This window comes from Streptomyces avicenniae (assembly GCF_000719135.1).
In the GTDB taxonomy this organism is placed as follows: Bacteria; Actinomycetota; Actinomycetes; order Streptomycetales; family Streptomycetaceae; genus Streptomyces; species Streptomyces avicenniae.
On the sequence record NZ_JOEK01000013.1, the window covers coordinates 20974 to 43748 of the forward strand.

The following is a 22775-nucleotide window of genomic DNA, read 5'->3' on the forward strand; positions in this document are numbered from 1 at the left end:
GCGCCCTCAGCAGGAGGAACCATGACCTCGCCCATCCTCGTCACCGGCGGCACGGGCACCCTGGGCCGCCACGTCGTCCCGCGCCTGCGGGCGGCCGGGTTCGAGGTGCGCGTCCTCACCCGCAACGGGCGGGCGCCAGAGGACGGCGTCACCTACGTCACCGGCGACCTGGAGAAGGACACCGGCGTCGCGGCGGCCCTGGACGGCGCGGGGACGATCCTGCACCTCGCGGGCGACGACAAGAACAACGAGACCGTGACGCGCCACCTCGTCCGCGCCGCGTCGGACGCCGGGACCCCGCACCTGATCAACATCTCCGTCACCGCCACCGACCGCCTGCCCATCGGCTACTTCCGCTCCAAGCTCGCCGCCGAGAACGTCCTCATCGAGGGGGGCGTGCCCTGGACGAACCTGCGGGCGGCGCAGTTCCACGACTTCGCGCTCAACGCCGTACGGGTCATGGGGCGGCTGCCCGTCATCCCCAGCCCCGGCGGGATGCGCGCCCAGCCCGTGGACGCGCGCGACGTCGCCGACCGGCTCGTGGAGCTGGCGCAGGGCGGCCCGGCGGGCCACGTCCGCGACCTCGTCGGCCCCCAGGTCTACACCCTGGGCGAGCTGGCGCGCGGCTACCTGGCGGCCCGGGGCAAGCGGCGGCCGATGCTGCCGGTGCGCGTCCCCGGCGCGATCGGCCGCGCGTACCGGGAGGGGCGGAACTTGGTGCTCGACGACGTGGACGAGGGCACGCGCACCTGGGAGGCGTTCCTCGCCGAACAGACCTGGTGACCTAGGGCCTGGGAAGACAGGCCCTAGCCCGCCCGGCGCGTTCGCGTCGGGCGGAACGCCTGCGGGGGACGGCCCCGGCGCCGGGCTTCTAGGCTGAGGAGGTGAGCAGCGACGCAGCCGACCAGGTCCGTACCCTCCACCCGCGCCCCGCCGCCCCGGCCAGGGAACCGCTGTGGCGCGACGTCGTCGGCGACGTCCTGCGCCGCGAACGCCGCGCCCAGGAGCGCACGCTCCAGCACGTCGCCGACCAGGCACGCATCTCCATGCCCTACCTCTCCGAGATCGAGCGCGGGCGGAAGGAGGCGTCGTCCGAGGTGCTGGCCGCCGCCGCGCGCGCCCTCGGCCTGACCCTGGCCGAACTCCTCGCGCTCGTGCACCGCGAGATCGTCAGGCTCGCCCCGCCCCTGCCCGACGAGCGGCGCGGCACCGTGACCTCCCTCGCGTCGCGCACGTCCGTCACCGCGCTGCGCGCCGCCAGGCCCGGCGGGTCGGGGCGGGCCACCGGCCACGGCGAGGTGCGGCTCGCCGCCTGAACGGCGCGCCGCCCCCGCCGGTCGTCAGGCGACGGGCCGTCGTCGGCTGAGCACATGGTCGGCGAGCCCGTACGCCACCGCCTCCTCGGCCGTGAACACGCGGTCCCGGTCGGTGTCGGCGCGCAGCCGCGCCACGTCGTGGCCGGTGTGCCGCGCCAACACCTCCTCGACCTGCGCCCTGATGCGCAGCATCTCCTTGGCCTGGAGCCTCAGATCGGACACCGTGCCGCGCTGCCCGCCGCTCTGCGGCTGGCCGAGCAGCACCCGGGCGTGCTCCAGGACGACGCGCCGCCCCGGATCGCCGCCCGCCAGCAGCACCGCCGCCGTGGACGCCGCCTGCCCGACGCAGATCGTGGAGATCGGCGAGGTGACGTACGACATCGTGTCGTAGATCGCCATCAGCGACGTGTACGAGCCGCCGGGGGAGTTGATGTAGATCGCGATCTCGCGGTCGGGGTTGTCGGATTCGAGGTGGATGAGCTGCGCGATGACGACGTTGGCCACGCCGTCGTCGATCTCCGTGCCGAGGAAGATGACCCGCTCGGACAGCAGCCTGCTGTAGACGTCGAACGCGCGCTCGCCTGACGAGGTGCGCTCCACCACCGTGGGGATCGTGTACTGGCTCATGTCAGAAACCCGCCCTTCGCTGCGTGCTCCCGGGGCGGATGTCGTCCATCGACTCGACCACCCGGTCCACCATGCCGTACTCGCGCGCCTGTTCCGCCGTGAACCAGCGGTCGCGGTCGCTGTCGCGGGCGATGGTCTCCTGGCTCTGGCCGGTGTGCTCGGCGATCAGCCGCTCCATCGTGGACTTCGTGAACTCCAGGTTCTCCGCCTGGATCTCGATGTCGGACGTGCTGCCGCCGATGCCCGCGCTGGGCTGATGCATCATCACCCGGGCGTTCGGCAGGGCGAAGCGCTTGCCCGGCGTGCCCACGGTGAGGAGGAACTGCCCCATGCTGGCGGCGAACCCCATGGCGAGCGTCGCGACGTCGTTCGGGATGAGGCGCATCGTGTCGTAGATGGCGAGCCCGGCCGTGATGGAGCCGCCGGGGGAGTGGACGCACAGGGTGATGTCGGCGCGCGGGTTCTCGGCCGACAGGAGCAGGAGCTGCGCGCAGATGCGGTTGGCGGAGACCTCGTCCACCTGCGTGCCGAGGAAGATGATGCGCCGGGTCAGCAGCTGCTCGGCGAGGTGGTCGTCGAAGCGCGTCGGGGCGGTGTCGTCCTCGGCGGCGCGGGGGGCGAAGGGGGAGAGGGGTGGCGTCATGCCGGTCCTCCGTTCGTGAGCTGGTGCCCTCCACCCTCGGCCGCCGCACGGCCCCGCCCAAGCGTTCTCGGCCCCCGGCAGATCGGCCGACAGCAGAGCGCCGGCGCCGCGCGCTCAGGCCGTGCGGGGGGCGAAGGAGATCCGGGTCTCCTCGGCGTCGAGCGTGAGGTCGAGCTGCGCGTCAAGGGCGGCCGTGAGGGCGCGGAGGAGGGGGGAAGGCGGGGGGCGTGCCGCCGCCTTCGAGACGTTCGACGTCCGCCACGGTCAGCCCCGCCCGCTCGGCGAGGGCGGCGTGATCGACCCCCAGCGCCGTCCGCCGGTCGTGGACCGCCTGCCCGAGGGCGATCGCCGCACCGGCCTCGACCTACGCCGGACCAAGACGGTGCGCCTGGGGAATCGTCCACGACGCGTGACGGTGTGTGCTCACGGATACTCCTCGGAGGTACAGGTGCCTGCACAGGCGAGCCCACGGCCCGGACCTCCCCAGGCCCACGACGCCCGCTGCATCCGCTGATCTTTCCGCACGACGCCTGACCTGCGGGATGCCGCGGGGTTAGGGGACCGGCGATGCGTGGACCGTTGACGGACTCCGGGGCCGCCCCCGGCGGCCCGGCCGGCTGCCGCTGGCCGCGTTGCGATTGTTTCGAATCTTGCGTTTGTTTCGCCTGGCTGTCATCATGAGAGACGGAAGACCTGCGTCCGTGGGTCCGGAAGGAGATCGTGGTGAGCAGAACAGACATCCGTTCGGCCGAACTCTCCGCCGAGCAGAGCGAGGCGGCCGGTACGGCGCTGGCCCTCATGCGGACTCATCTGACCCACCACCCGGACCTGGCGCGCATCCGTGTCACCGTCGAGAACGGCGAGCGCGAGCCGTTGGAGCTGCCTCGGGAGGCGATCGACCTCCTGGCGACGATCCTGGCGCACATGGCGGCGGGCCGGGGCGTCTCCGTCGTCCCGAGGAGCGCCGAGCTGACCACACAGCAGGCCGCCGACCTGCTGAACGTCTCACGGCCCTTCCTCATCGGCCTGCTGAAGGCGGGCGAGATCGCCTACCGCACCGTCGGTACACACCGGCGTATCGCGGCGTCCTCCCTGATCGACTACATGCGCGAGGACGACCGGCGTCGTCGTGAGGCGGCCGATGAGCTGACCCAGCTCGGCCAGGACATGGGACTGGTCTGACACATGCCCTTCGTGGCGCTGTATGACGCGAATGTGCTCTACCCCAGCACTCTCCGGGACGTTCTCATCCGTGTGGCTCAGGCCGGACTCGTGCATGCGAGGTGGACGGAGACGATCCTCGACGAGGTCTTCCGGAATCTGAAGGCCAACCGGCCAGACCTCGACAGTGTTCGTCTGGACCGGACCAGGCAGCTGATGACCGCGGCGGTGCGGGACAGCAAGGTCACCGGTTACGAGCCGCTGATCGAGGCGGTCAGCCTTCCGGACCCGGACGACCGGCATGTCCTCGCGGCGGCGGTCAAAGCGCGGGCACAGGTGATCGTCACCTTCAACCTCAAGGATTTCCCCGCGACGGATCTAGGGCGGTGGGACGTCGAGAGCGTGCATCCCGACGCGTTCCTGGAGGCACAGATCGACCTTGACCCAGCGATCGTCTATGGAGCGGTCCGGCAGATCGCCGACAGTCGCAGACGTCCGCCAGGAACGGTAGGGGACGTTCTTGAAAGCCTCCGGCGAGAGGGAATGCTGGCGACCGTGGCGGCGCTGGGAAGCCGCTTCGCCTGATCCAGGACGCGGCCCTCACGCGCGGACGAAGGCGCGGGAGCGGCGGTGCCCCCGGGGCGTGGGCCCGGGGGCGCGTGCCGTACCGGCGTCAGGCCGCGTAGCGTGCCACGCCGACCGGGCAGGTCAGGCCCGTGCCGCCGAGGCCGCAGTAGCCCGCCGGGTTCTTGTCCAGGTACTGCTGGTGGTAGCCCTCGGCCGGGTAGAACGTGTGCCCCTCGGCCGGGCGGATCTCCGTCGTGATCGCGCTGTAGCCCGACTCCTCCAGCACCCGCTGGTACGCGTCACGCGACGCCTCCGCCGCCGCCTGCTGGCGCGGCGAGTGGGTGTGGATCGCGGAGCGGTACTGCGTGCCCACGTCGTTGCCCTGCCGGTGGCCCTGGGTCGGGTCGTGCGACTCCCAGAACACCTTCAGCAGGTCGTCGTACGTCACCACGTCCGGGTCGAAGACGACGCGGACGGTCTCGGTGTGCCCGGTCAGACCGCTGCACACCTCCTCGTACGTCGGGTGCGGCGTGAGCCCGCCCTGGTAGCCGACCAGCGTCGTCCACACGCCGGGCGCCCGGTAGAAACGGCGCTCGGCGCCCCAGAAGCAGCCCAGCGCGAAGTCCGCCACCTCCAGGCCCGCCGGGTGGGGGCCCGCCAGCGCGGTGCCGAGGACGGTGTGGGTCCCCGGCAGCTCGAACAGCGGCTCGTCGCGGCCCGGCAGAGCCTCCTCCGGGGTGGGGAGGCGGTTCTTGTGTGCCTGCGTGTACAGCATGGTGGTCCACTCGCTCCTTGCGCGGCGCTCGGTCGGCCTACAGTCCTATTGTCGCGCGATCGCCAGGGCGCGGAACGCCGTGTAGTACCGGACGGGGTCGCCGTCCGTCACCCACGGGATCGCCCCCACGTACCCGTCCACCGCGCGCATCTGCTCCACGGCCTCCGGGTACCTCTCCGCGCGCACCAGGAACCACAGCAGCAGATGCCGCACGTGCGGCGCCATCGGATGGTCGTCACGCGCCGTGTTCAGCGCGAACTGCGCCGCCTCGATCGCGTCCCGGATCACGGCCCCCTGGAACATCCCCGGCGAGTGCTGCATCTCCGGCAGGTGGTCGTACACGGCGAACAGCGGCAGCGCCGGGAGCAGGCTGCCCTGCCCCGCCCCGCCCGCCGCCGTCCGCCCGAAGCCCTCGGCCTCCGCCCGCGACCCGTGCCACTTCTCCGACAGGTACGAGATCGCCGCGACGTGCGCGCCCATGTGCTGCGGCGCGCGCGCCGTGATCCGCGACCACAGCGCGTCGAATTCCTGACGGCTGTAGCCCAAGCCACGCGCGATGTACAGCTCCACGATGCCGGGCACCACGTCGTCGGGCGCCAGCCGCGCCGCCTCGCCGCAGACCGTCCTGGCCTCCTCAAGGATGATGCGGTGCTCGGCCGTCTCCGTGTCCCGCAGCGCCTGCCACACGAGGAACTGCGCGTACACCTCGGAGCCGCCCGGGTCGGCGGGCTCCTGCGTGCGCCACATACGCAGCCAGCCCGCGTCCGTGCCCTCGCCGGTCGCGCGGTGCGTGCCCAGCTCGACGGAGGCGGCGCCGCCCAGCGACTGCACGCGCTGCCAGCGCAGCTCGGGCTCGTCGGTCAGGGCCAGCAGCTGACCCACCGGACGCCAGTTCTGCGTACGCTGCGTCTCCTCCAGGGCGGCGATCAGCTCGTCGTCCGGGCCGGGCAGGCGGATGTCGAGCTGGGCGGACGGCACCAGGCCGCCCGCGTACTCGGGCGGCAGGTCCGCCGACGCGCCGCCCGGGTCCTTGTCGAACGAGACGTGCCCAGGCCGCGGCCCCTGCCCCGACCCCGTCAGCGTGTCGGCCGCCGCGGCGGCACGCTCCAGCTCCTGCCGCTCACGGCGTCTGCGCAGCGCGGGCACCACGACCACACCAATGATCACGGCGATCGCGAACAGCAACATCAGGGCATCCATGACGGCGGCGGCTCCCCCAGCGTCGGGTCCAGAACGGGTCCTCGGTACGGCGCGCTCACCTTACGGCGCACCGACTCCACCGTACGGCCCACTACCGTGGTGCCATGAACGAGCAGCACAGCGCCGGACGATTCGAGACGCTGGCCATCCACGCCGGGCAGGAGCCCGATCCCCTGACCGGCGCCGTCGTCCCGCCGATCCACCAGGTGTCCACCTTCAAGCAGGACGGTGTCGGGGGGCTGCGCGGCGGCTACGAGTACAGCCGCTCGGCCAACCCCACCCGCACCGCGCTCGAAGAGAACCTCGCCGCGCTCGAAGGCGGCAGCCGCGGCCTGGCGTTCGCCTCCGGCCTGGCCGCCGAGGACTGCCTGCTGCGGACGGTCCTGCGGCCCGGCGACCACGTGGTCCTGCCGGGCGACGCGTACGGCGGCACGTTCCGCCTGATCACGAAGGTGGTCGAGCGCTGGGGCGTCGCCTGGTCGGTCGCCGACACCGGCGACCCGGCGTCCGTACGGGCCGCGCTGCGCCCCGAGACGAAGGTCGTGTGGGTCGAGACGCCGTCGAACCCGCTGCTCGGCATCACGGACATCGCGCTCGTCGCCGAGATCACGCGCTCGGCGGGCGCCCGGCTCGTGGTGGACAACACGTTCGCCAGCCCCTACCTCCAGCAGCCGCTGGCGCTGGGCGCCGACGTGGTCGTCCACTCGACCACCAAGTACCTCGGCGGGCACTCCGACGTCATCGGCGGCGCCCTCGTCACCGCCGACCAGGGGCTCGCCGACGAGCTGGCCTTCCACCAGAACGCCCTGGGCGCGGTCGCCGGGCCGTTCGACTCGTGGCTCGTGCTGCGCGGCATCAAGACGCTCGCCGTCCGCATGGACCGGCACAGCGCGAACGCCGCCCGCATCGTGGAGACGCTGTCCGCGCACCGCGCCGTCAGCCAGGTGCTCTACCCGGGCCTGCCCGACCACCCGGGGCACGAGACGGCGGCCAAGCAGATGCGCGGCTTCGGCGGCATGGTGTCGTTCCGCGTCGCGGGCGGCGAGGAGGCGGCCGTCGCCGTCTGCGACCGTGCGCGGGTGTTCACGCTGGGGGAGTCGCTGGGCGGCGTCGAGTCGCTGATCGAGCACCCGGGACGGATGACGCACGCCTCTGCGGCGGGCTCGGCCCTTGAGGTGCCGGGCGACCTGGTGCGGCTGTCCGTGGGCATCGAGGCCGTGGACGACCTGCTGGAGGACCTGACGCGCGCCCTCGGCTGACGCGCGCCCTACCGTCCCGCCCCGCCCCGCTCCGCCTGCCCGGGCGGGGCGGGACGGCTCACGCGGGCGGGCGGTCGCTGTCGGTCGCCACGGGCGCCCGGCCCGTCGCCGGTGCCGTCTGCCAGTCGCCGATCGCCGCGTTGAAGCGCGTCAGCAACGCGCGGAACTCGTCACGCTGCTGCGGCGTCCAGTCCTCCGTCAGCAGCGCCATCAGCTGCCGCCGCGACGCGCGGACCTCCTCAAGCCGCGCGCTGCCGCTCTCCGACAGCCGCAGCACGACCGCGCGCCCGTCGTCCGGGTCGGCGTCGCGCAGCACGAGCCCGGCCTCCACCAGCGGGGCGACCTGCCGGGTGACGGTCGAGGAGTCGATGCCCATCCCGGCGGCCAGCGCCTTCACCCCGGTGGGCCCGTTCTGGTCCAGCCTGCTGAGCAGCAGGTACGCGGCGCGGTCCATGGCGCCCTTGGCCGGTCCAGAGCCCGCCAGTCTGGTCTGTTCCGCGCGGCGGGCGAAGACGGCCACCTCGTGCTGGAGGGCGTCGAGCAGCGCCGGGTCGGCGAGCTGCGGGGCCACCTGCGGGGGCGGGGTCGCGGATGCGGTGTCGTCAGGCGTCATGTTCCGGATGTGGGTCCCTGTCCCTGTCTTCGCCGCGCGGGCGCGCGGGAGAGGGGCGTACGGAGGATGCTCCGCGGCCGAGCCCACAGCGTACTTGGCCGCGCGTGCGCCGGTGCCGCCAATGCGCCAACCCGTCAGGGCCGTCCCGCCCCCGGCCTGCGACACTGGCGGCATGCCCGTGCAAGACCACCCGCCCGTGCCGGGTCCCGACGACGTCCTGGCGGCCAGGAAGACCCTCGCCGGAGTCGCCCGCGTGACGGCGCTGGAGGGCAGCCGCTACCTGACGCGGCTGGTCGGCGCCCCCGTGCACCTCAAGTGCGAGAACCTCCAGCGCACCGGCTCGTTCAAGCTGCGCGGCGCCTACACCCGTATCGCCGGGCTCTCCGGCGAGGAACGGGCGCGCGGCGTCGTGGCGGCCAGCGCGGGCAACCACGCGCAGGGCGTGGCCCTCGCGGCGGCGCTGCTCGGCGTGGAGTCCACGGTGTTCATGCCCGTGGGCGCGCCGCTGCCGAAGATAGCGGCGACCAGGGAGTACGGCGCCCAGGTGCGGATGGCCGGGCAGGTGGTGGACGAGACGCTGGCGGCGGCCCAGGAGTACGCGCGGCGGACCGGCGCCGTCTTCATCCACCCGTTCGACCACCCCGACGTGGTCGCCGGGCAGGGGACGCTGGGGCTGGAGATCCTTGAGCAGTGCCCGGAGGTGCGCACGATCGTCCTGGGCATGGGCGGCGGGGGTCTGGCGGCCGGGGTGGCGCTCGCGGTGAAGTCGGTGCGGCCCGACGTGCGGGTGGTGGGTGTGCAGGCGGCGGGTTCCGCCGCGTACCCGCCGTCGCTGGCGGCCGGGCGGCCGGTGGCCCTTGAGCGCGTCGCGACCATGGCGGACGGCATGAAGGTGGCGCGGCCTGGGGACGTGCCGTTCCGCCTCGTCGCCGACCTGGTGGACGAGGTCCGCACGGTCAGCGAGGGCCAGCTCTCCGCCGCGCTGCTGCTGTGCCTTGAGCGGGCCAAGATGGTCGTGGAACCGGCCGGTGCCAGCCCGGTGGCGGCGCTGCTGGCCGCGCCCGAGACGTTCGGCGACGGGCCGGTCGTCGCCGTGCTGTCCGGCGGGAACGTCGATCCGCTCGTCCTCCAGCGCACGCTGCGGCACGGCATGGCGGCGGCGGGCCGCTACCTGTCGCTGCGGCTGACGGTCCCCGACCGGCCCGGGGCGCTCGCCGCGCTGCTGGCCGAGCTGTCGGTGGCGGACGCGAACGTGCTCGCCGTGAACCACCTGCGGACCGACCCGCGCCTCGCGGTGGGCGACGCGGAGGTGGAGGTCCAGCTGGAGACGCAAGGCCCGGAACACTGCGTACAGCTGACGGACGCCCTGACGTCGGCCGGGTACCGCATCCTCGACTGACGGGCGGCGCCGCTCACGTAACCCGAACGAGCTACTGTCGCGATGTATCGTGACTGCCTAGACTGGCGGGCGGGTCCGGCAGGGGTCACCTTGGAGTTCCGGACTCCGCGCATCATCGCCTCACCGCACAGGGGGAGACCACACATGGCAGGCGCCATTCACGCCGAGGGCCTGGTGAAGACCTTCGGCGACGTCCGCGCGCTGGACGGCGTCGATCTGGACGTCCCGGAGGGCACCGTCTTCGGCCTGCTCGGCCCCAACGGCGCGGGCAAGACGACGGCCGTCCGCGTCCTCACCACACTCATCCGCCCGGACAGCGGCCGGGCCGAGGTCGCCGGGATCGACGTGCTGACCCGGCCGGACGAGGTACGCCGCTCCATCGGCCTCTCCGGCCAGTTCGCCGCCGTGGACGAGTACCTGACCGGCCGCGAGAACCTGGAGATGGTCGGCCAGCTCTACCAGCTCACCCGCCGCGACGCGAAGCGCAGGGCGCGCGAGCTGCTGGAACGCTTCGCCCTCGCCGAGGCGGGCGACCGCACCGCCAAGACGTACTCGGGCGGCATGCGCCGCCGCCTCGACCTGGCCGCCGCGCTCGTCGTCAGCCCGCCCGTGATGTTCATGGACGAGCCGACCACCGGCCTCGACCCACGCAACCGGCAGGCGCTGTGGGACGTCATCGAGGAACTGGTCGGCGGCGGCACGACGCTGCTGCTGTCCACCCAGTACCTGGAGGAGGCCGACCACCTCGCCGACAGCATCGCCGTCGTGGACCGCGGCCGGGTCATCGCCCGCGGCACGGCCGACGAGCTGAAGACGCAGACCGGCGGCGACGTCGTCGAACTCGTCGTCCACGACCGCGCCGACCTCGCCACGGCCGACGAGGTCCTGCGCCGTGTCGGCGACGGCGAGACGACCCTCGTGGAACACACCCGCAAGCTCAGCGTCCCGGCCGCCGGCGGCGCCAAGCTGCTCGCCGAGATCATCCGCGAACTGGACGGGCGCGGCATCGAGATCGACGACATCGGCCTGCGCCGCCCCACCCTGGACGACGTCTTCATCTCCCTCACCGGCCACTCGGCCGACGACATGGAGCTGTCCAAGGACTCCACGCGGGCCGACCGCCGCACGCGCGGCGGCCCACCACCGGGCCAGGAGCAGAACGAAAAAGAGGAGGGGGAGCGGTGAGCATCACCAAGGACGACGCGAGCGCCCGTCCCATGCAGCGCACCGGCGAGCGCATCGGCTTCCGCCAGGGACTGCACGACTCGCTGGTCGTCGCCCGACGCAACCTGCTGCGGATGCTGCGCATCCCGGAGGTCGTCGTCTTCAGCCTGATCCAGCCCGTCATGTTCGTCGTGCTGTTCAGCTACATCTTCGGCGGCTCCATCACCCTCCCGGGCGCGGGCGACAGCGCGAGCGCCTACCGCGAGTTCCTCATGGGCGGCATCTTCGCCCAGACGGTCACCTTCGCCACGGCGGGCGCCAGCGCCGGTATCGCCGAGGACATGCAGAAGGGCATCATCGACCGGTTCCGCTCCCTGCCCATGGCGCGCGGCGCGGTCCTGACGGGCCGCACGTTCGCCGACCTCGCGCAGACCGCCGTGATCCTCGCCGTCCTCGCCGTCGTCGCGCTCCTCGTCGGCTGGCGCATCCACAACGGCTTCCTCGACGCCCTGGCCGCCTTCGGCCTGCTGCTGCTCCTCGGCTACGCGTTCACCTGGATCGGCGCCCTCATCGGCCTCTCCGTGCGCTCCCCCGAGGCGGCGACGTCCGGCGGGCTCGTCTGGCTCTTCCCGCTGACGTTCGTCTCGGTCGCCTTCGTGCCCTCGGAGAACATGCCGGGCTGGCTCCAGCCCGTCGCCGAGTGGAACCCGTTCAGCGCCACCGTCCTCGCCGTCCGCGACCTGTTCGGCAACCTGCCGCCCAACTACCACGCGCCCGACGTCTGGCCCATGCAGCACCCGCAACTCGCCTCGCTGCTCTGGTCCGTCCTCATCATCGCGGTCTTCCGCGCGCTCGCCGTCCGGAAGTACAAGCGCGCCACCGGCTGACCACGGCGGCCTCCCCCTCGGCCACCGGCCCCCGCCCGGCGGCACCGTTCGAACAACCGGTGCCATACAACGACTTGGTCTCGACATGCTTCGGAAGCGGCATGGAGTGACAGGAGTTGGGCAAGGGGCCGGAAAAAGTGACCGAGGGGGAAGCCGATGGCGGTCCAGACACGCCCGCACAGGAGACACCTGGCCGAGCTCGACGGCCTGCTCACCCGCGCCGTCGAGGCCGAGGTCCGCCGCTCCGAGGGCCGGATCGACGGCCCCCGGCTGCTGGAACGCGCCCGCGCCGCGCTGCCGGAGATCGTCCACCCGGCCGAGGAGGAGTACGCCGCCTACCTGCGGGCCGAGGCCGAGAGCGCCCCGAGCAGGCTCGGCGACCGCTTCGGCGCCCGCGCCCTCGGCGGCACGGCGGCGGCTGCCGTCGCCTCGGGACTCGCCGCCCTGCTGCTCATCGGCAGCATCGGCTCACCCGCCACCGCGTTCGCCGACGCCGCGATCGTCATCGCCGCCGCCTTCGCCGGTTTCTCCCTCCAGGCCGTCGTGGCCCACCTGTGGACCGCGGAACGCACGGCGGGCAGCCGCAACCAGCCGGGCGGCGTCGAACAGCTCCGCCTCGCCTGGCGCAACGCCGTCGAGGTACGCGGCCTGCGCCCCTACCTGGAGCAGCAACGCGCCCTCGCCCCCCGCCGCGAACCCCTCACGAAGCCCACCGCCCCCGCCGCCACCGCGTCCCTCGAAGCACCGGCGAGGGACACGGACGACACCCAGGACCCCCCGCGCCCGCCCCGGCAGCTCGTGCCCCAGCGCACCCGCGACCGCAGCGGCGCCGCACGCTCCCGCTCCGTCCTCGCCCGCTCGTTCGACCGGCTCCCCGACCGCGGCGAGCCGTTCATCGGCCGCCGCGCCGAGCTGGCCCGCATCACCCAGTGGGTCGGTCGTGACCGCGCGGGCACCGGCACACGCCCCACCGTCGTCGTCCTGCACGGCCCCCCGGGCTCAGGCCGCACCACGCTCGCCCGCTGGGCCGCCCACGAGACACGCGAACTCTTCCGCGGCGCCTGCCTCGTGGACCTGCGCGGCCAGAGCGAGGACCCGCTGACCACCCGCGACGCGCTCCTCCACCTCATGAACCGCCTCGGCGCCCCCCGCGACCAGCTGCTCTTCCGCGAAGGCGCCGAATCGGGCGCCGACCCCGGCCGCCTGCGCCGCCTCGCCGAGCGCTACCACCAGCACCTCACCGGCCAGCCCGTCGTCGTCATCCTCGACGACGCGACCGACCCCGAGCAGGTCGCCACCCTGATCCCCGAGCGGTCCGACTCCCTCGTCCTCGTCACCGCCGCAGAACCCCTCGCGCTGCCCGCCGACCTGCCCGCGACCGTCCACCACCTCGCGCTCGGCCCCCTCGACACCGCCGCAGCCGAGGAACTGCTCCGCGCCTCCGTCACCACCACCGCCACGGGCGCCGCGCCCTACGACGAGGACGGCTGGCGCCGCCTCACCGAGCTGGCCGACGGACGCCCCCTCCTGCTCCGCCTCCTCGGCGCCGCGCTCGACGACGTCCCGCCGGGCCGCCTCGCCGACGACCTCACCGCCGCCGACACCCCGGGCACAAGCCCCGCCGACCCCGCCGACCGGGCCCTGCGCCTGCGCTACGCCCAGCAGCCCGACGACGCCCGCCGCCTCCTCCGGCGCCTCGCCCTCGTCGGCCGCGCCAGCCTCGGCGCCCGCGCCGCCGCCGCGCTCCTCGACGTCACCGAGCAGGAAGGCGCGCAGGGCCTCGCCGCGCTCACCCGCGCCGGACTCCTCCACGGCGTCCGCGGCGACCGCTACCGCCTCCACGACCTCGTCCGCCGCTTCGCCCGCGCCCGGCTCCACGAGGAGGAGACCGGCGAGGACCGCTCCGCCGCCCAGGAACGGCTCATCCGCAGCTACGCCGAGCTGGCCGACACCGTCATCCGCCTCGTGGACGGCAAGACCTCCACCCGCGCCGACATCCTCCCCGCCACCGCCGGAGGCCACGGCTTCGGCTCCCTCGACGCCGCGCTGCGCTGGCTGGACGAGGAGACCAGCTTCATCACCGCCACCCTCCGCCACGCCGACCCCCGCGTGGACCGCGACGCCGTCCAGCACCTCCTGGGCGCGCTGTGCGACCACTGCCTGCTGCGCGGCGACCTCTACCGCCTCGGCGAGCTGAACGAACTCGCCCAGGCACTCGGTCAAGGGCTCCTGACGCGTTCCGTCCAGTGGCGCACCGGCGTCGCCGCCCGGCAGCTCGGCGAGCTGGACCGCGCGAACTCCACCCTCAGCTCCGTCGTCTCCCTCTACCAGCAGGACCACCACGACGCCGGGACCGCCCGCGCCCTGCGCGACCTCGGCATCACGCTCCAGCACCAGGGCCGCCTGCACGAGGCGGGCGAGAAGCTGCGCGAAGCCCTCGCGCTCCAGCCCGCCGACGCCCTCCCAGGCGACCGCGCCTGGACCCTGCACGCCCTCGCCGCCGTCGAACGCGAACGAGGCCGCCTCGCCGCCGCCCGCACGCTGCTCACCGAGGCCCTGCGCCTCCACCAGGGCAGCGGCAGCGTCCACGGCGAGGCGTGGACCCGCTTCGGCCTCGGCCAGACCCTGCTGTACGGGGGCGACGTCCCCGCCGCAGAACACGAACTGCGCCTGTCCCTCGACCTGTACGAGCGCTCCCGCGACGTCCGCGGCGCCGCCTGGGCCCGTACCGAACTCGGCCTCGCCCGCGTCCACGCGGGCGACCCGGCCGCCGCGGAGGAACAGCTGCGCGCCGCCCTCGCCCTCCACCGCGAGACGGAGGACGCGCGCGGCGAGGCGTGGACGCTCTACGACCTCGGCCACGCCCTGGAGGACGCGGGCGACCCGGACGGCGCCATCCGCGCCCTGGAGAGCGCGCGCGGCATGTTCAGCAGGATGCGCGACCTCTACGGCCTCGCCTGCGCCCGCCACCACTCGGCCCGCGTCACGCGCGACGTCCGCGCCGCCGCCACCGGCTCCCTGCGCAACAGCGGCTTCGCCCGCCAGCTCCTCGCCGACGCCCGCCGCGACTTCGAACGCGCGGGCGTCCCGCACGGCGCCGCCTGGTCCCGGCTCGAACTCGCCGTCATCGACGCGGGCAACGAACGGCACGGCCAGGCCCTCGCCCTCGCCGACGAGGCGCTCGCCCTCTTCACCGAGGGCTACGGCGAAGGGCTCGCCGACCGGCGCGGCGCCGACTGGGCGCGCTTCCTGCGCGTCACGCTGCTGCCGCTCGCGTCACCCGGCGGCTCGGTCGTCGGCCAGGCCGTGGCCGAGCAGGAACTCTCCGCGCTCCTCGCCGACGACCACCCGCGGCGCGACCCGCGCCTGACCGACGCGGCGCGCGGCTACGCCCCGCTGCTGGAGCGCGGGCAGGGCCCCGAGGCGGGCTGGACGGCGTGGCGGCTCGGGATGGTGCCGGGGCGGGCGGCGCGGGACGTGTTCGGCGTCGAGGCGTGAGCGGACGCCCCCGCCCCTCACCCGGGGTGACGGAGGGGTGTCGCTCGGTGATCAGGCGTGGTCGGGTGCGCCGCCCGCGAGCGGTCCCGCCCACGTGAGGCGCGTCAGGAGACGGTCAGGAGGCGCGCGACCCGGTGGTGGCCGGTTCGCCGTCCCGTCCGCCGCGCTCCGTCTCGTCGGTCTCCGGCACGCTGATCCGGCCCAGGTGTCTGCTCATGGACTTCAACAGGAACCACACGCCGACACCGAGCACGGCGAACACGATGAAGCCCAGCACGCCGGGCGTCACCGTGTATTCGTTCAGCTCCTTGGAAGCGAGCGGCAGCCACGCGTTCACATCGTCCATGACGTCAATTCTGTCGGATACCCGCGAAGAGGTCCGACTCGGGTAGGGAGGTATCGACCCGGGAGAGCGCCAGCTCGTAGTCCTCGGTCGGCCAGATCTCCTGCTGGAGCTCCATCGGCACCCGGAACCAGCCGCCGTCCGGGTCGATCTGCGTCGCGTGCGCGATCAGCGCCTTGTCCCGCACGGGGAAGTATTCGGCGCACGGCACGCGCGTCGTCAGCGTCCGCTCCGGCATGTCCGACTTGTCCCACCGCTCCAGCCACTCCGCGTACGGCGACTCGATGCCGCGCGCGAGCAGCGCCTCGTGCAGCACGACGGTCCGCTGCCGGTTGAAGCCCTGGTGGTAGTACAGCTTCAGCGGCTGCCACGGCTCCCCGGCCTCGGGGAAGCGCTCCGGGTCGCCCGCGGCCTCGAAGGCGGCCATCGAGATCTTGTGGGTCATGATGTGGTCGGGGTGCGGATAGCCGCCGTTCTCGTCGTACGTGAGGATCACCTGCGGCCGGAACGCGCGCACGAGCCGCACCAGCCGCTCCGTCGCCACGTCCAGGTCCTCCAGCGCGAAGCAGCCCTCGGGCAGCGGCGGCAGCGGGTCGCCCTCCGGCAGCCCCGAGTCCACGAATCCCAGCCATTCCTGCTGGACGCCCAGGATCTCGCGCGCCTCGGCCATCTCCTTCGCGCGCACCTCGTGGATGTGCTCCTCGATGTACGGGTCCCCCTGGAGCTTCGGGTTCAGGATCGAGCCGCGCTCCCCACCGGTGCAGGTCGCGACCATCACCTCCACGCCCTCGGCGGCGTAGCGCGCCATCGTGGCGGCGCCCTTGCTCGACTCGTCGTCGGGGTGGGCGTGCACGGCCATGAGCCGCAGCTTCTCTGTCACCAGCTCGGTCCTCGTCATCTCGTTCCGACTGCGCCTTCTATAGTGACGGATGGACCGGGTCGGCTATTCCACGTCATCGGCCGTCCCGCGCCCGTCCCACCCACGTCCGCCGACGAGGAACGTACGACATGGCTGAAGCGCGCGCAGGGCTTCCCGAGGGGCGGTACGGCCGCGACCGCTCGGCCGACGCCCGCACCGACCGTCGCCTCACGGTGATCGGTCTGGTCCTGCTCGCCCTGCTGGTGGGCTTCGTGGGCTGGGCGGGCTGGTCGTACATCGCGGGCCGGAGCGTCAGCGGTGAACTGACCGGCTTCGAGGTCGTCTCCGACGAGCGGATCGACGTCGATCTCGCCATCCGCAAGCCGTCGGAGACGGACGGTGTGTGCACGGTCCGTGCCCAGGCGGAGGACGGCGAGGAGGTCGGCCGCGCCGACTTCCGCTTCGACGAGGACACGGACAGTGCCCACCGCACCGTCACGCTGCGGACCAAGTCCCGCGCGACGGCCGCCGAGCTGCTGAGCTGTACGGAGGCGGACACCGCGGGGTGAAGTGCGGCGGTTTCACCCCTGGCAGCGGAGGGTAATCCTTCCGCACACCGATCGTCGTTGTTAGAGTCAACAGTTCGATCGTTGTTTCGCCCGCCCAGGAGCGCAGTCATCCGGGTCGGGCCTTGTTTTTATGTGTTCACATGCTGATGTGTTCAACCGTTTCCCCCTTCACGTACCCGAGGAGCACCTGTGACCCAGACCAGCGACACTGTCACCTGGCTGACCCAGGAGGCGCATGACCAGCTCAAGGCGGAGCTGGATCACCTGTCGGGTCCCGCCCGTATCGACATCGCCAAGAAGATCGAGGCCGCCCGCGAGGAGGGCGACCTGAAGGAGAACGCCGGTTACCACGCGGCCAAGGAGGAGCAGGGGAAGATGGAGGCGCGTGTGCGCCAGCTCACCCAGCTCCTCCAGACCGCGCAGGTCGGCGCCGCTCCGGCGGACACCGGTGTCGTCGCCCCCGGCATGGTCGTGACGATCGCCTTCGACGGCGACGAGGACGACACCCTGGCCTTCCTGCTGGCCTCCCGCGAGTTCGCCACCTCGGACATCGAGACGTACTCGCCGCAGTCGCCGCTCGGCGCCGCCGTGCTCGGCAAGAAGGTCGGCGACGACGCCGAGTACCAGCTCCCGAACGGCCGCACCGCCCATGTGAAGGTGCTCGCGGCGAAGCCCTACCAGGCCGCCTGACCCACCCCTCCCCGCGCCGCCTGGGGTACCCCCGCGGCGCCGGTGCCCGGCACACGGCCGGGCGATGCGTGACATGACGGGCCCGGCGACGCGCCGGAGCGGGCGGTGGACCACGCCCCCGGCGCGCGGGACGACCGGGCACCGTCGTCCCCGTCGGCACCCCACCCCGCCCCGGCCACGCGCCGTCGCGGCCCGCCGTCGCGCACCGCCCTCCACGGGAACGGACGGAAGGCCCCGGGGCGGGACACCACACTCCGCGGTGTCCCGCCCGGCGCCCGCCGACCCGCGGCCCGGCGTCAGCCCTCCTCCTCCGGCGGCCGGGCGGAGTGGTCGTGGTGGACGTGCAGTTCGCCCTCCATGACGGTGTACGCGGTGCCGTGCTCCCGGGCGGTGGTCGTCTGTGCCGGGCCAGGACCGGCGTCCTGCTCGTCGGACGCGCGGCCCCCGACCGTGATGTCGTGACCCGCCACGACCGGGCCCGAGGCGTCACCGCCGATGCTGATCGTGTACCGGTCACCCGATGCGGACGACGGCATGAGAGGCGTTCTCCCTTCGAGAGCGCCGCGGACTTCTCCGGCGGCGGGGCGTCAGGACAGGCGGGTCCAGCTCTGGGTCCCGCAGGTGGAGCACTCCCACGAGCCGTCCGACCGCTCCGTGGTCGTGACGTCGGCGCCGGAGCCGTCGGAGGCGACGTCGATCGTCATGTCGGCCTCCCCCAGGGTCGTTCCACAGGACGTCTCGTCCCACACCGGCATCGTGCCCGTGTAGCTGCCGGAACCCCCTGTCACCTCGACGGTGCTGCTCTCGCCGCAGGTGCCCTGCACCATGAACTCGTAGGTGCCGTCCCCCGATCCGACGATGCGGAAGACGTTGCCCAGGCCGTCCTGCCAGACCCCGGCGAGGTCGTCGGGCGCCGCCGATTCCGCGCTCGCGGAGGGCTCGTCGTCCGACATCTGCTCCTGGTAGATGCCCACACCGACGGCGACGGCGACTGCGACGCCGAGGAGGACGGTGATCAGGCCCGCCCCCAGCGCGCCGCCCCCGGCGGCGGCCGTCGCGCCGCCTCCCGCCGTCGTCGCCGCTGCTGCGCCGGGGGCGTGGGCGCCGAGCTGCGTGGCCGGGTCCGCCGGGAGCTGCGCGGCGGCCCACGGGTCCGCGCCTGGCGGCGGCGTGACCGCGCCCGCGTTCGCGTTCACACCCGCGTTCGCGTGCGCCGCCGATGCCGCGCCGGGATCGGCTGCGGTCCCCGGTGGCGCCCCCGCACCGGCCCCGGGCCCGGACTGCGCCGCGCCGGGGTCGCTCCACAGGGCGCTGCCCTGGTCGCCGCCCCCGGGCGGCGCGCCCGCGGGCGTCACCGAGGACGCGCCCGCGTCAGGGCCCGCGCCCCACGCGTCCGGTGTCGGCGGCGCCGGTGGCGGCGTGTACCGCTGGGCGTCGAGCGCCGCACGCGCGCCCTCCTCGTCGCCCAACTGCCGCCACAGCACGACCGCCTCGGCCAGGAGCACCGCGGCCACCACACGCCGTCCGATCAGGAGGTACCTGATGGCCTTCTCGTGCGTGAAGTAGGCCGTGGCCGTCGCGTCGCCCGCCCGCCGCGCCGCGTCCTGGCCACGGTCGAGCAGCCGCCCCCACACGCCGAACCGCAACGACTGCGCGAGGAACGGCGACACGGCTCGCGCCAGCCCCACGGCGAGGTCGGGCCGCCCCTGCCGCTCCGCCAGGACCGCCACCAGCTCCAACGCGCGCCCGTGGGCGGCGACCTGGGCCGGTGTCGTCGTCGGCAGCGCGGCCCAGCGGGCGAAGTGGTCGCACAGCCGCTCCGCGGGGAACGGCTCGGACGACCGGCGCCGCACCTCGGGCACCACGTCCGCCGCGCTCCGGTAGCCGTGCTCCGTGGCCACCAGCAACCCCAGATCGGCCAACCGGCCGCAGACCGGCCCGGGTTCCGCCACCCCGCACAGCGCGCCGATGTGCGCCGGGTCCACCTCCGCGTCCTCCAGCGTCGCCAGCAGACGCAGGGTGTTCACCGCCGCCGTGTCCAGCCTGTCGAGCAGCAGCGGCAGCAGCCCGGAGATCTCGGCCGGACGGGGCAGCGTGACCGCCCCCGCCGCGTCGAACCCGGCGAGCCCCGCCGCGCGCAGCAGCAGCAGCGGCCGACCCAGCGACAGCGCGCACAGCTCGTCGGCCGCGGCGCGCTGCCCCTCCGGCAACTGGTTCCTCAACTCCCTGGTGAGCAGCCTGATCCCGGCCGCGCGGTCGAGGCCGCGCAGCTCCAGGTGCGCGCCCTCGCCGAGCACGGAACGTTCCCGGCTCGCGAAGACGAACGTCGCGTCGGGCGCGGCGTCCGCGAGTTGCCGCAGCCGCTCCGGCGGGAGGTCCGCGTCGTCCAGGTAGACCGTGACCCTGACCCCGGCCATCAACCGGCGCAGCTCGGGGCCGGTCGGCGCGTAGCCCGGGGCGTCGTAGCACGCCTCGAAGATCTCCTGGGCCAGATCCTCGGCCTCCCGGTGGGCGCCGTCGAGGAACAGCACCCCGTCGGGGCCTGGCGCGAAGGTGTGGGCCGCATGCCGCAGCAGCGTGCTCTTCCCCACCCCGGGCGGCCCCCACACCTGCACCAGCCCGTGGCCGCGCAGGGCGTCCGCCAGCTCCTCCAGGTCCGTCTCGCGGCCGATCGGCTCGCGCTGCCGCCTGGGCGTCAGCGCGACCCGCTCCCGGCGCACCGGCCGCGGGCGCGCCTCGGGCGTGACCAGGTTCACCGTCGAACCGTGCGCGTCGATCACCACGTTGTGGTTGCCCGCGATCACCGTCCGCGCCGCGTTCCCGCCGATGTGGACGCGGTGGTCGCCGCCCGCCGGGGGAGTGTCCTCGTCGTGGTCGGGCCCGGGGGGTTCCCGCACGGCACCGTCCGTCTCTGCCATGGCCCATTCCCTTCCCGCTCGTGGAACGCGCGACCGCGCCGGGCGGACCGTCACGACGGCCGCCGCTCGTTCCGAAGTCCTCTGCCAGGTAGGCGCGTTGCTCCTCCGCCTCCCCTCGGCACGCTAGTGGCCGACGCGCCGGGCAAAACCGTCGTACGACTGTTTCCGCCCGCTCAAGGCGTCGGGCCGAACGCGATGCTGCTCAGCCGGGCGAGGTCGTCCACGCGCACGGTGCGGTAGCCCGTGGAGACCACGCCGGCTTCGCGAAGCCTGCGCAGCACCTTCTGCACGGTCGGCTCCGCCGTGCCGGAGAGCGTCGCCAGCTCGGGCTGGGTGATCGGCCAGCGGATCACCGCCCCCGCGCCCGACCGCTCGCCGTGCGTCAGCACGATCTGGTGCAGCACGCGGGCCAGCCGTGTGGCCGCGTCGCAGCCGGTGAAGTCGATGCGATGGCCGTTGGCGACGCGGAGCTTCGAGACCACGGACACGTTGACCGCCTGCGCGATCGCGGGATCGCGGCGGGTGCAGCCGAGGAACTCGTCCTGGCCGACGACCCGCGCCACCACCGTCCCGCAGGTCGTGACCGTCGCCGACCGGGGGCCGCCGTCCGCCGCCGCGAGCTCGCCGACCAGGTCCCCGCCCATACGCACGGCCAGCAGGGCGTCCCGTCCGTCGGGGGTGCGCCCGGTCGCCTTCACCACGCCGTGGAGCAGGACGAGGACGAACGTCGTCAGCTCCCCCTCGCGCATCAGCACGCGGTCGGCCTCGTACCGCCTGGTCGCGCCCAGCGCCAGGAGCCTGTCCCTGGCCGGCCCGGCGAGCGAACCGAGCAGACTCGACGCGGGCCACGTCCATCTCCCCCCGGGCGCGCGGCCGTTCGCGTCCCGGCCCGGCGTCGTACCGTCCATGCCGTCCCGCCTCCCGCCCGTCGCAGGCCACCACCGCCAGGCCGGGCTGCTCCTCATCACCCCTGTCTCCGGGACGAGTTGGGCGGGGCCGGCTCGGCGACATCGAGCCGATCCAGTATTGCGACGGGATGTGTTCCGTTCAATCAGGGCACAGTCGGGGTGTGGCGCAGGACGAGGAGGGTGTATGGAGGACATGCCGGAATACCGTGCCTTGCTCGCGGTGGACATCTCGCGCTCGGCGGGACGCGGCGACGTCGCCCTCCGGCAGATCCGCGAGGCGCTGCTGACGGCGCTGCGCGCGTCGTTCGCGTGCAGCGGGATCGACTGGCGGGCGAGCCTGCGCCAGGACCTCGGCGACGGCATGCGGGTCGCGGCCCCGGCCGGGACGCCCAAGGCGGCCCTCGTCCATCCGCTGGTCCACGAACTCACGGCGCGCCTGCGGGCGCACAACCGGCTCGCCGGGCCGCTCACCCAGGTACGCGTCCGGATCGCCCTGCACGCGGGGGACGTACGCGTCGGCCGGGACGGCACGGTCGTCGGACGGCCGCTCGAAGTCCTCGCCCGGCTGCTCGACGCCGCCCCGGCCCACGCCGCCCTGGCGCGGACCCCGGAGGCGACGACGGCGCTCCTCGTCTCGGAGCACTTCCACGAGGAGACGGTCTGCCAGGGACGGCCGGGGATCGACCCGGCGTCGTTCCGGCGGGTCGGCGTGCGGCACAAGGAGTTCGCGGCGTCGGCCTGGCTGCACGTACCCGGGCACGCCGACGCCGACGCCACGCCGCCGCCTGCGGCGGACCGCCCGGCGGACGGCGGGGCGTCGGGCGACGCGCGGATGATCAACAAGGCGTCGGGCCACGGCGTCGTCTACGCGCTGAGGAACGGCACGATGAACATCGGCGGGGAGAGCGGAGGCGGCGCCACGTGACCGGAGAACTGGCGCTGCTCGCCGAGGCGGGCGCCGTGGCCCTCGTGGCGACGATGGCCACGGACCTGTGGCACGGCACCAAGGAGACCGTCCTCGGGCTCTTCCGCCGGGACGACCCGGAGCGTGCCGCGTCGGTCGGGGACCGGCTGGAGGAGAGCGCGGCCCTGGTGCGGAGGGCGGCGGCCCCCGACGACGCCCGGCGCGCCCTGTCCGCAGTGTGGGCCGAGGAGTTGGCCGACCTGCTGCGCCGGGACCCGGCCTGCCGCGCGCCGTTGGCCCGGCTGACCGCCGAGATCGACGCGGCCCTCGCGGGCGGCCGTGGCGCCTCCACCCTGGAGCAGAACAACACGGCGCACGATTCCGGTACGGTGTTCGCCGTCCAGCAGGGCGACATCCACCTGACCCGCCCGGCCGACGACGCCCCGCCCGCCAACTGACCTGCTTCCGCGTCGCG

23 protein-coding genes are annotated in these 22775 nt (G+C 73.9%); 13 read left to right on the top strand and 10 right to left on the bottom strand.

Annotated elements, in window-relative coordinates; all coding sequences use genetic code 11:
• The first annotated feature begins 21 nt into the window (after positions 1-21).
• Both IF27_RS22160 and IF27_RS22165 read left to right on the top strand, forming a co-directional pair.
• Positions 22-783 carry an SDR family oxidoreductase gene (locus tag IF27_RS22160; RefSeq protein ID WP_052851471.1) on the top strand — a complete coding sequence of 254 codons (762 nt, stop codon included), beginning with the start codon at positions 22-24 and terminating at the stop codon, positions 781-783.
• Positions 784-884: 101 nt separating this feature from the next.
• Complete coding sequence (locus tag IF27_RS22165; RefSeq protein WP_052851472.1) at positions 885-1316, top strand: helix-turn-helix domain-containing protein; 432 nt, start codon at positions 885-887, stop codon at positions 1314-1316.
• A 24-nt stretch (positions 1317-1340) separates the two neighbouring features.
• Here the strand turns inward: IF27_RS22165 and IF27_RS22170 are convergent, their stop codons facing one another.
• Together IF27_RS22170 and IF27_RS22175 are read right to left on the bottom strand one after the other, a co-directional pair.
• Complete coding sequence (locus IF27_RS22170) at positions 1341-1943, bottom strand: ClpP family protease (RefSeq protein WP_052851473.1); 603 nt, start codon at positions 1941-1943, stop codon at positions 1341-1343.
• Position 1944: 1 nt separating this feature from the next.
• Complete coding sequence (locus IF27_RS22175) at positions 1945-2586, bottom strand: ClpP family protease (RefSeq protein WP_052851474.1); 642 nt, start codon at positions 2584-2586, stop codon at positions 1945-1947.
• A 723-nt stretch (positions 2587-3309) separates the two neighbouring features.
• On the opposite strand from IF27_RS22175, the gene IF27_RS22180 reads away from it, so the two are divergent.
• Together IF27_RS22180 and IF27_RS22185 are read left to right on the top strand one after the other, a co-directional pair.
• Positions 3310-3768 (top strand): helix-turn-helix domain-containing protein, encoded by a 459-nt coding sequence (locus IF27_RS22180; RefSeq protein WP_052851475.1) that lies wholly within the window; start codon positions 3310-3312, stop codon positions 3766-3768.
• Between the two features lie 3 nt (positions 3769-3771).
• Complete coding sequence (locus tag IF27_RS22185) at positions 3772-4332, top strand: PIN domain-containing protein (protein ID WP_052851476.1); 561 nt, start codon at positions 3772-3774, stop codon at positions 4330-4332.
• A gap of 88 nt (positions 4333-4420) precedes the next feature.
• Here IF27_RS22185 and msrA read toward each other — a convergent pair whose 3' ends face one another.
• Together msrA and IF27_RS22195 are read right to left on the bottom strand one after the other, a co-directional pair.
• Entirely contained in the window at positions 4421-5089 is a 669-nt protein-coding gene (msrA, locus tag IF27_RS22190; RefSeq protein ID WP_110946142.1) for a peptide-methionine (S)-S-oxide reductase MsrA, read from the bottom strand.
• Positions 5090-5134: 45 nt separating this feature from the next.
• On the bottom strand, positions 5135-6289 hold the full coding sequence (locus tag IF27_RS22195; protein WP_052851477.1) for a hypothetical protein: 1155 nt from the start codon (positions 6287-6289) through the stop codon (positions 5135-5137).
• Between the two features lie 104 nt (positions 6290-6393).
• On the opposite strand from IF27_RS22195, the gene IF27_RS22200 reads away from it, so the two are divergent.
• Positions 6394-7548 carry a cystathionine gamma-synthase gene (locus tag IF27_RS22200; protein ID WP_052851478.1) on the top strand — a complete coding sequence of 385 codons (1155 nt, stop codon included), beginning with the start codon at positions 6394-6396 and terminating at the stop codon, positions 7546-7548.
• Positions 7549-7606: 58 nt separating this feature from the next.
• On the opposite strand, the gene IF27_RS22205 is transcribed toward IF27_RS22200, so the two are convergent.
• Entirely contained in the window at positions 7607-8161 is a 555-nt protein-coding gene (locus IF27_RS22205) for a MarR family winged helix-turn-helix transcriptional regulator (RefSeq protein ID WP_052851479.1), read from the bottom strand.
• A 172-nt stretch (positions 8162-8333) separates the two neighbouring features.
• On the opposite strand from IF27_RS22205, the gene ilvA reads away from it, so the two are divergent.
• From ilvA to IF27_RS22225, 4 genes are all read left to right on the top strand, one after another.
• Positions 8334-9560: a threonine ammonia-lyase gene (gene ilvA, locus IF27_RS22210; RefSeq protein ID WP_052851618.1), complete on the top strand. Its 1227-nt coding sequence runs from the start codon at positions 8334-8336 to the stop codon at positions 9558-9560.
• A gap of 144 nt (positions 9561-9704) precedes the next feature.
• The gene (locus IF27_RS22215; RefSeq protein ID WP_052851480.1) at positions 9705-10745 is read left to right on the top strand and encodes an ATP-binding cassette domain-containing protein; all 1041 of its coding nucleotides are present in this window, start codon (positions 9705-9707) and stop codon (positions 10743-10745) included.
• A gap of 32 nt (positions 10746-10777) precedes the next feature.
• Positions 10778-11611 carry an ABC transporter permease gene (locus IF27_RS22220; protein WP_052851619.1) on the top strand — a complete coding sequence of 278 codons (834 nt, stop codon included), beginning with the start codon at positions 10778-10780 and terminating at the stop codon, positions 11609-11611.
• A gap of 156 nt (positions 11612-11767) precedes the next feature.
• Positions 11768-15109 (top strand): tetratricopeptide repeat protein, encoded by a 3342-nt coding sequence (locus tag IF27_RS22225; RefSeq protein ID WP_052851481.1) that lies wholly within the window; start codon positions 11768-11770, stop codon positions 15107-15109.
• 115 nt (positions 15110-15224) lie between these two features.
• Here the strand turns inward: IF27_RS22225 and IF27_RS22230 are convergent, their stop codons facing one another.
• Together IF27_RS22230 and mca are read right to left on the bottom strand one after the other, a co-directional pair.
• Entirely contained in the window at positions 15225-15455 is a 231-nt protein-coding gene (locus tag IF27_RS22230) for a hypothetical protein (RefSeq protein WP_052851482.1), read from the bottom strand.
• Between the two features lie 4 nt (positions 15456-15459).
• The gene (gene mca, locus IF27_RS22235) at positions 15460-16332 is read right to left on the bottom strand and encodes a mycothiol conjugate amidase Mca (protein WP_052851620.1); all 873 of its coding nucleotides are present in this window, start codon (positions 16330-16332) and stop codon (positions 15460-15462) included.
• A gap of 128 nt (positions 16333-16460) precedes the next feature.
• Here mca and IF27_RS22240 point away from each other — a divergent pair, with 128 nt between their 5' ends.
• Entirely contained in the window at positions 16461-16880 is a 420-nt protein-coding gene (locus IF27_RS22240) for a DUF4307 domain-containing protein (protein ID WP_052851483.1), read from the top strand.
• A 189-nt stretch (positions 16881-17069) separates the two neighbouring features.
• Positions 17070-17570, top strand: a complete 501-nt coding sequence (greA, locus tag IF27_RS22245) for a transcription elongation factor GreA (protein ID WP_052851484.1) — start codon at positions 17070-17072, stop codon at positions 17568-17570.
• Between the two features lie 296 nt (positions 17571-17866).
• Here the strand turns inward: greA and IF27_RS22250 are convergent, their stop codons facing one another.
• From IF27_RS22250 to IF27_RS22260, 3 genes are all read right to left on the bottom strand, one after another.
• Positions 17867-18106 carry a hypothetical protein gene (locus IF27_RS22250; protein WP_052851485.1) on the bottom strand — a complete coding sequence of 80 codons (240 nt, stop codon included), beginning with the start codon at positions 18104-18106 and terminating at the stop codon, positions 17867-17869.
• Positions 18107-18157: 51 nt separating this feature from the next.
• Entirely contained in the window at positions 18158-20488 is a 2331-nt protein-coding gene (locus IF27_RS22255; RefSeq protein ID WP_052851486.1) for an ATP-binding protein, read from the bottom strand.
• A gap of 173 nt (positions 20489-20661) precedes the next feature.
• Positions 20662-21396 (bottom strand): Crp/Fnr family transcriptional regulator, encoded by a 735-nt coding sequence (locus tag IF27_RS22260; protein WP_052851487.1) that lies wholly within the window; start codon positions 21394-21396, stop codon positions 20662-20664.
• 184 nt (positions 21397-21580) lie between these two features.
• Between IF27_RS22260 and IF27_RS22265 the strand changes: the two genes are divergently transcribed.
• Positions 21581-22321 carry a nucleotidyl cyclase domain-containing protein gene (locus IF27_RS22265; RefSeq protein WP_052851488.1) on the top strand — a complete coding sequence of 247 codons (741 nt, stop codon included), beginning with the start codon at positions 21581-21583 and terminating at the stop codon, positions 22319-22321.
• Positions 22318-22758 (top strand): hypothetical protein, encoded by a 441-nt coding sequence (locus tag IF27_RS22270; RefSeq protein ID WP_052851489.1) that lies wholly within the window; start codon positions 22318-22320, stop codon positions 22756-22758. Before IF27_RS22265 ends, IF27_RS22270 begins: the two co-directional genes overlap by 4 nt.
• Positions 22759-22775: the final 17 nt, after the last annotated feature.

Bases quoted from the DNA above. Each gene is read 5' to 3' on its own strand.
- IF27_RS22160 (WP_052851471.1), top strand. From the start codon at position 22: ATGACCTCGCCCATCCTCGTCACCGGCGGCACGGGCACCCTGGGCCGC.
- IF27_RS22170 (WP_052851473.1), bottom strand. From the start codon at position 1,943: ATGAGCCAGTACACGATCCCCACGGTGGTGGAGCGCACCTCGTCAGGC.
- IF27_RS22175 (WP_052851474.1), bottom strand. From the start codon at position 2,586: ATGACGCCACCCCTCTCCCCCTTCGCCCCCCGCGCCGCCGAGGACGAC.
- IF27_RS22185 (WP_052851476.1), top strand. From the start codon at position 3,772: ATGCCCTTCGTGGCGCTGTATGACGCGAATGTGCTCTACCCCAGCACT.
- msrA (WP_110946142.1), bottom strand. From the start codon at position 5,089: ATGCTGTACACGCAGGCACACAAGAACCGCCTCCCCACCCCGGAGGAG.
- IF27_RS22195 (WP_052851477.1), bottom strand. From the start codon at position 6,289: ATGGATGCCCTGATGTTGCTGTTCGCGATCGCCGTGATCATTGGTGTG.
- IF27_RS22200 (WP_052851478.1), top strand. From the start codon at position 6,394: ATGAACGAGCAGCACAGCGCCGGACGATTCGAGACGCTGGCCATCCAC.
- IF27_RS22205 (WP_052851479.1), bottom strand. From the start codon at position 8,161: ATGACGCCTGACGACACCGCATCCGCGACCCCGCCCCCGCAGGTGGCC.
- ilvA (WP_052851618.1), top strand. From the start codon at position 8,334: ATGCCCGTGCAAGACCACCCGCCCGTGCCGGGTCCCGACGACGTCCTG.
- IF27_RS22215 (WP_052851480.1), top strand. From the start codon at position 9,705: ATGGCAGGCGCCATTCACGCCGAGGGCCTGGTGAAGACCTTCGGCGAC.
- IF27_RS22220 (WP_052851619.1), top strand. From the start codon at position 10,778: ATGCAGCGCACCGGCGAGCGCATCGGCTTCCGCCAGGGACTGCACGAC.
- IF27_RS22225 (WP_052851481.1), top strand. From the start codon at position 11,768: ATGGCGGTCCAGACACGCCCGCACAGGAGACACCTGGCCGAGCTCGAC.
- IF27_RS22230 (WP_052851482.1), bottom strand. From the start codon at position 15,455: ATGGACGATGTGAACGCGTGGCTGCCGCTCGCTTCCAAGGAGCTGAAC.
- IF27_RS22240 (WP_052851483.1), top strand. From the start codon at position 16,461: ATGGCTGAAGCGCGCGCAGGGCTTCCCGAGGGGCGGTACGGCCGCGAC.
- IF27_RS22250 (WP_052851485.1), bottom strand. From the start codon at position 18,106: ATGCCGTCGTCCGCATCGGGTGACCGGTACACGATCAGCATCGGCGGT.
- IF27_RS22255 (WP_052851486.1), bottom strand. From the start codon at position 20,488: ATGGCAGAGACGGACGGTGCCGTGCGGGAACCCCCCGGGCCCGACCAC.
- IF27_RS22260 (WP_052851487.1), bottom strand. From the start codon at position 21,396: ATGGACGGTACGACGCCGGGCCGGGACGCGAACGGCCGCGCGCCCGGG.
- IF27_RS22265 (WP_052851488.1), top strand. From the start codon at position 21,581: ATGGAGGACATGCCGGAATACCGTGCCTTGCTCGCGGTGGACATCTCG.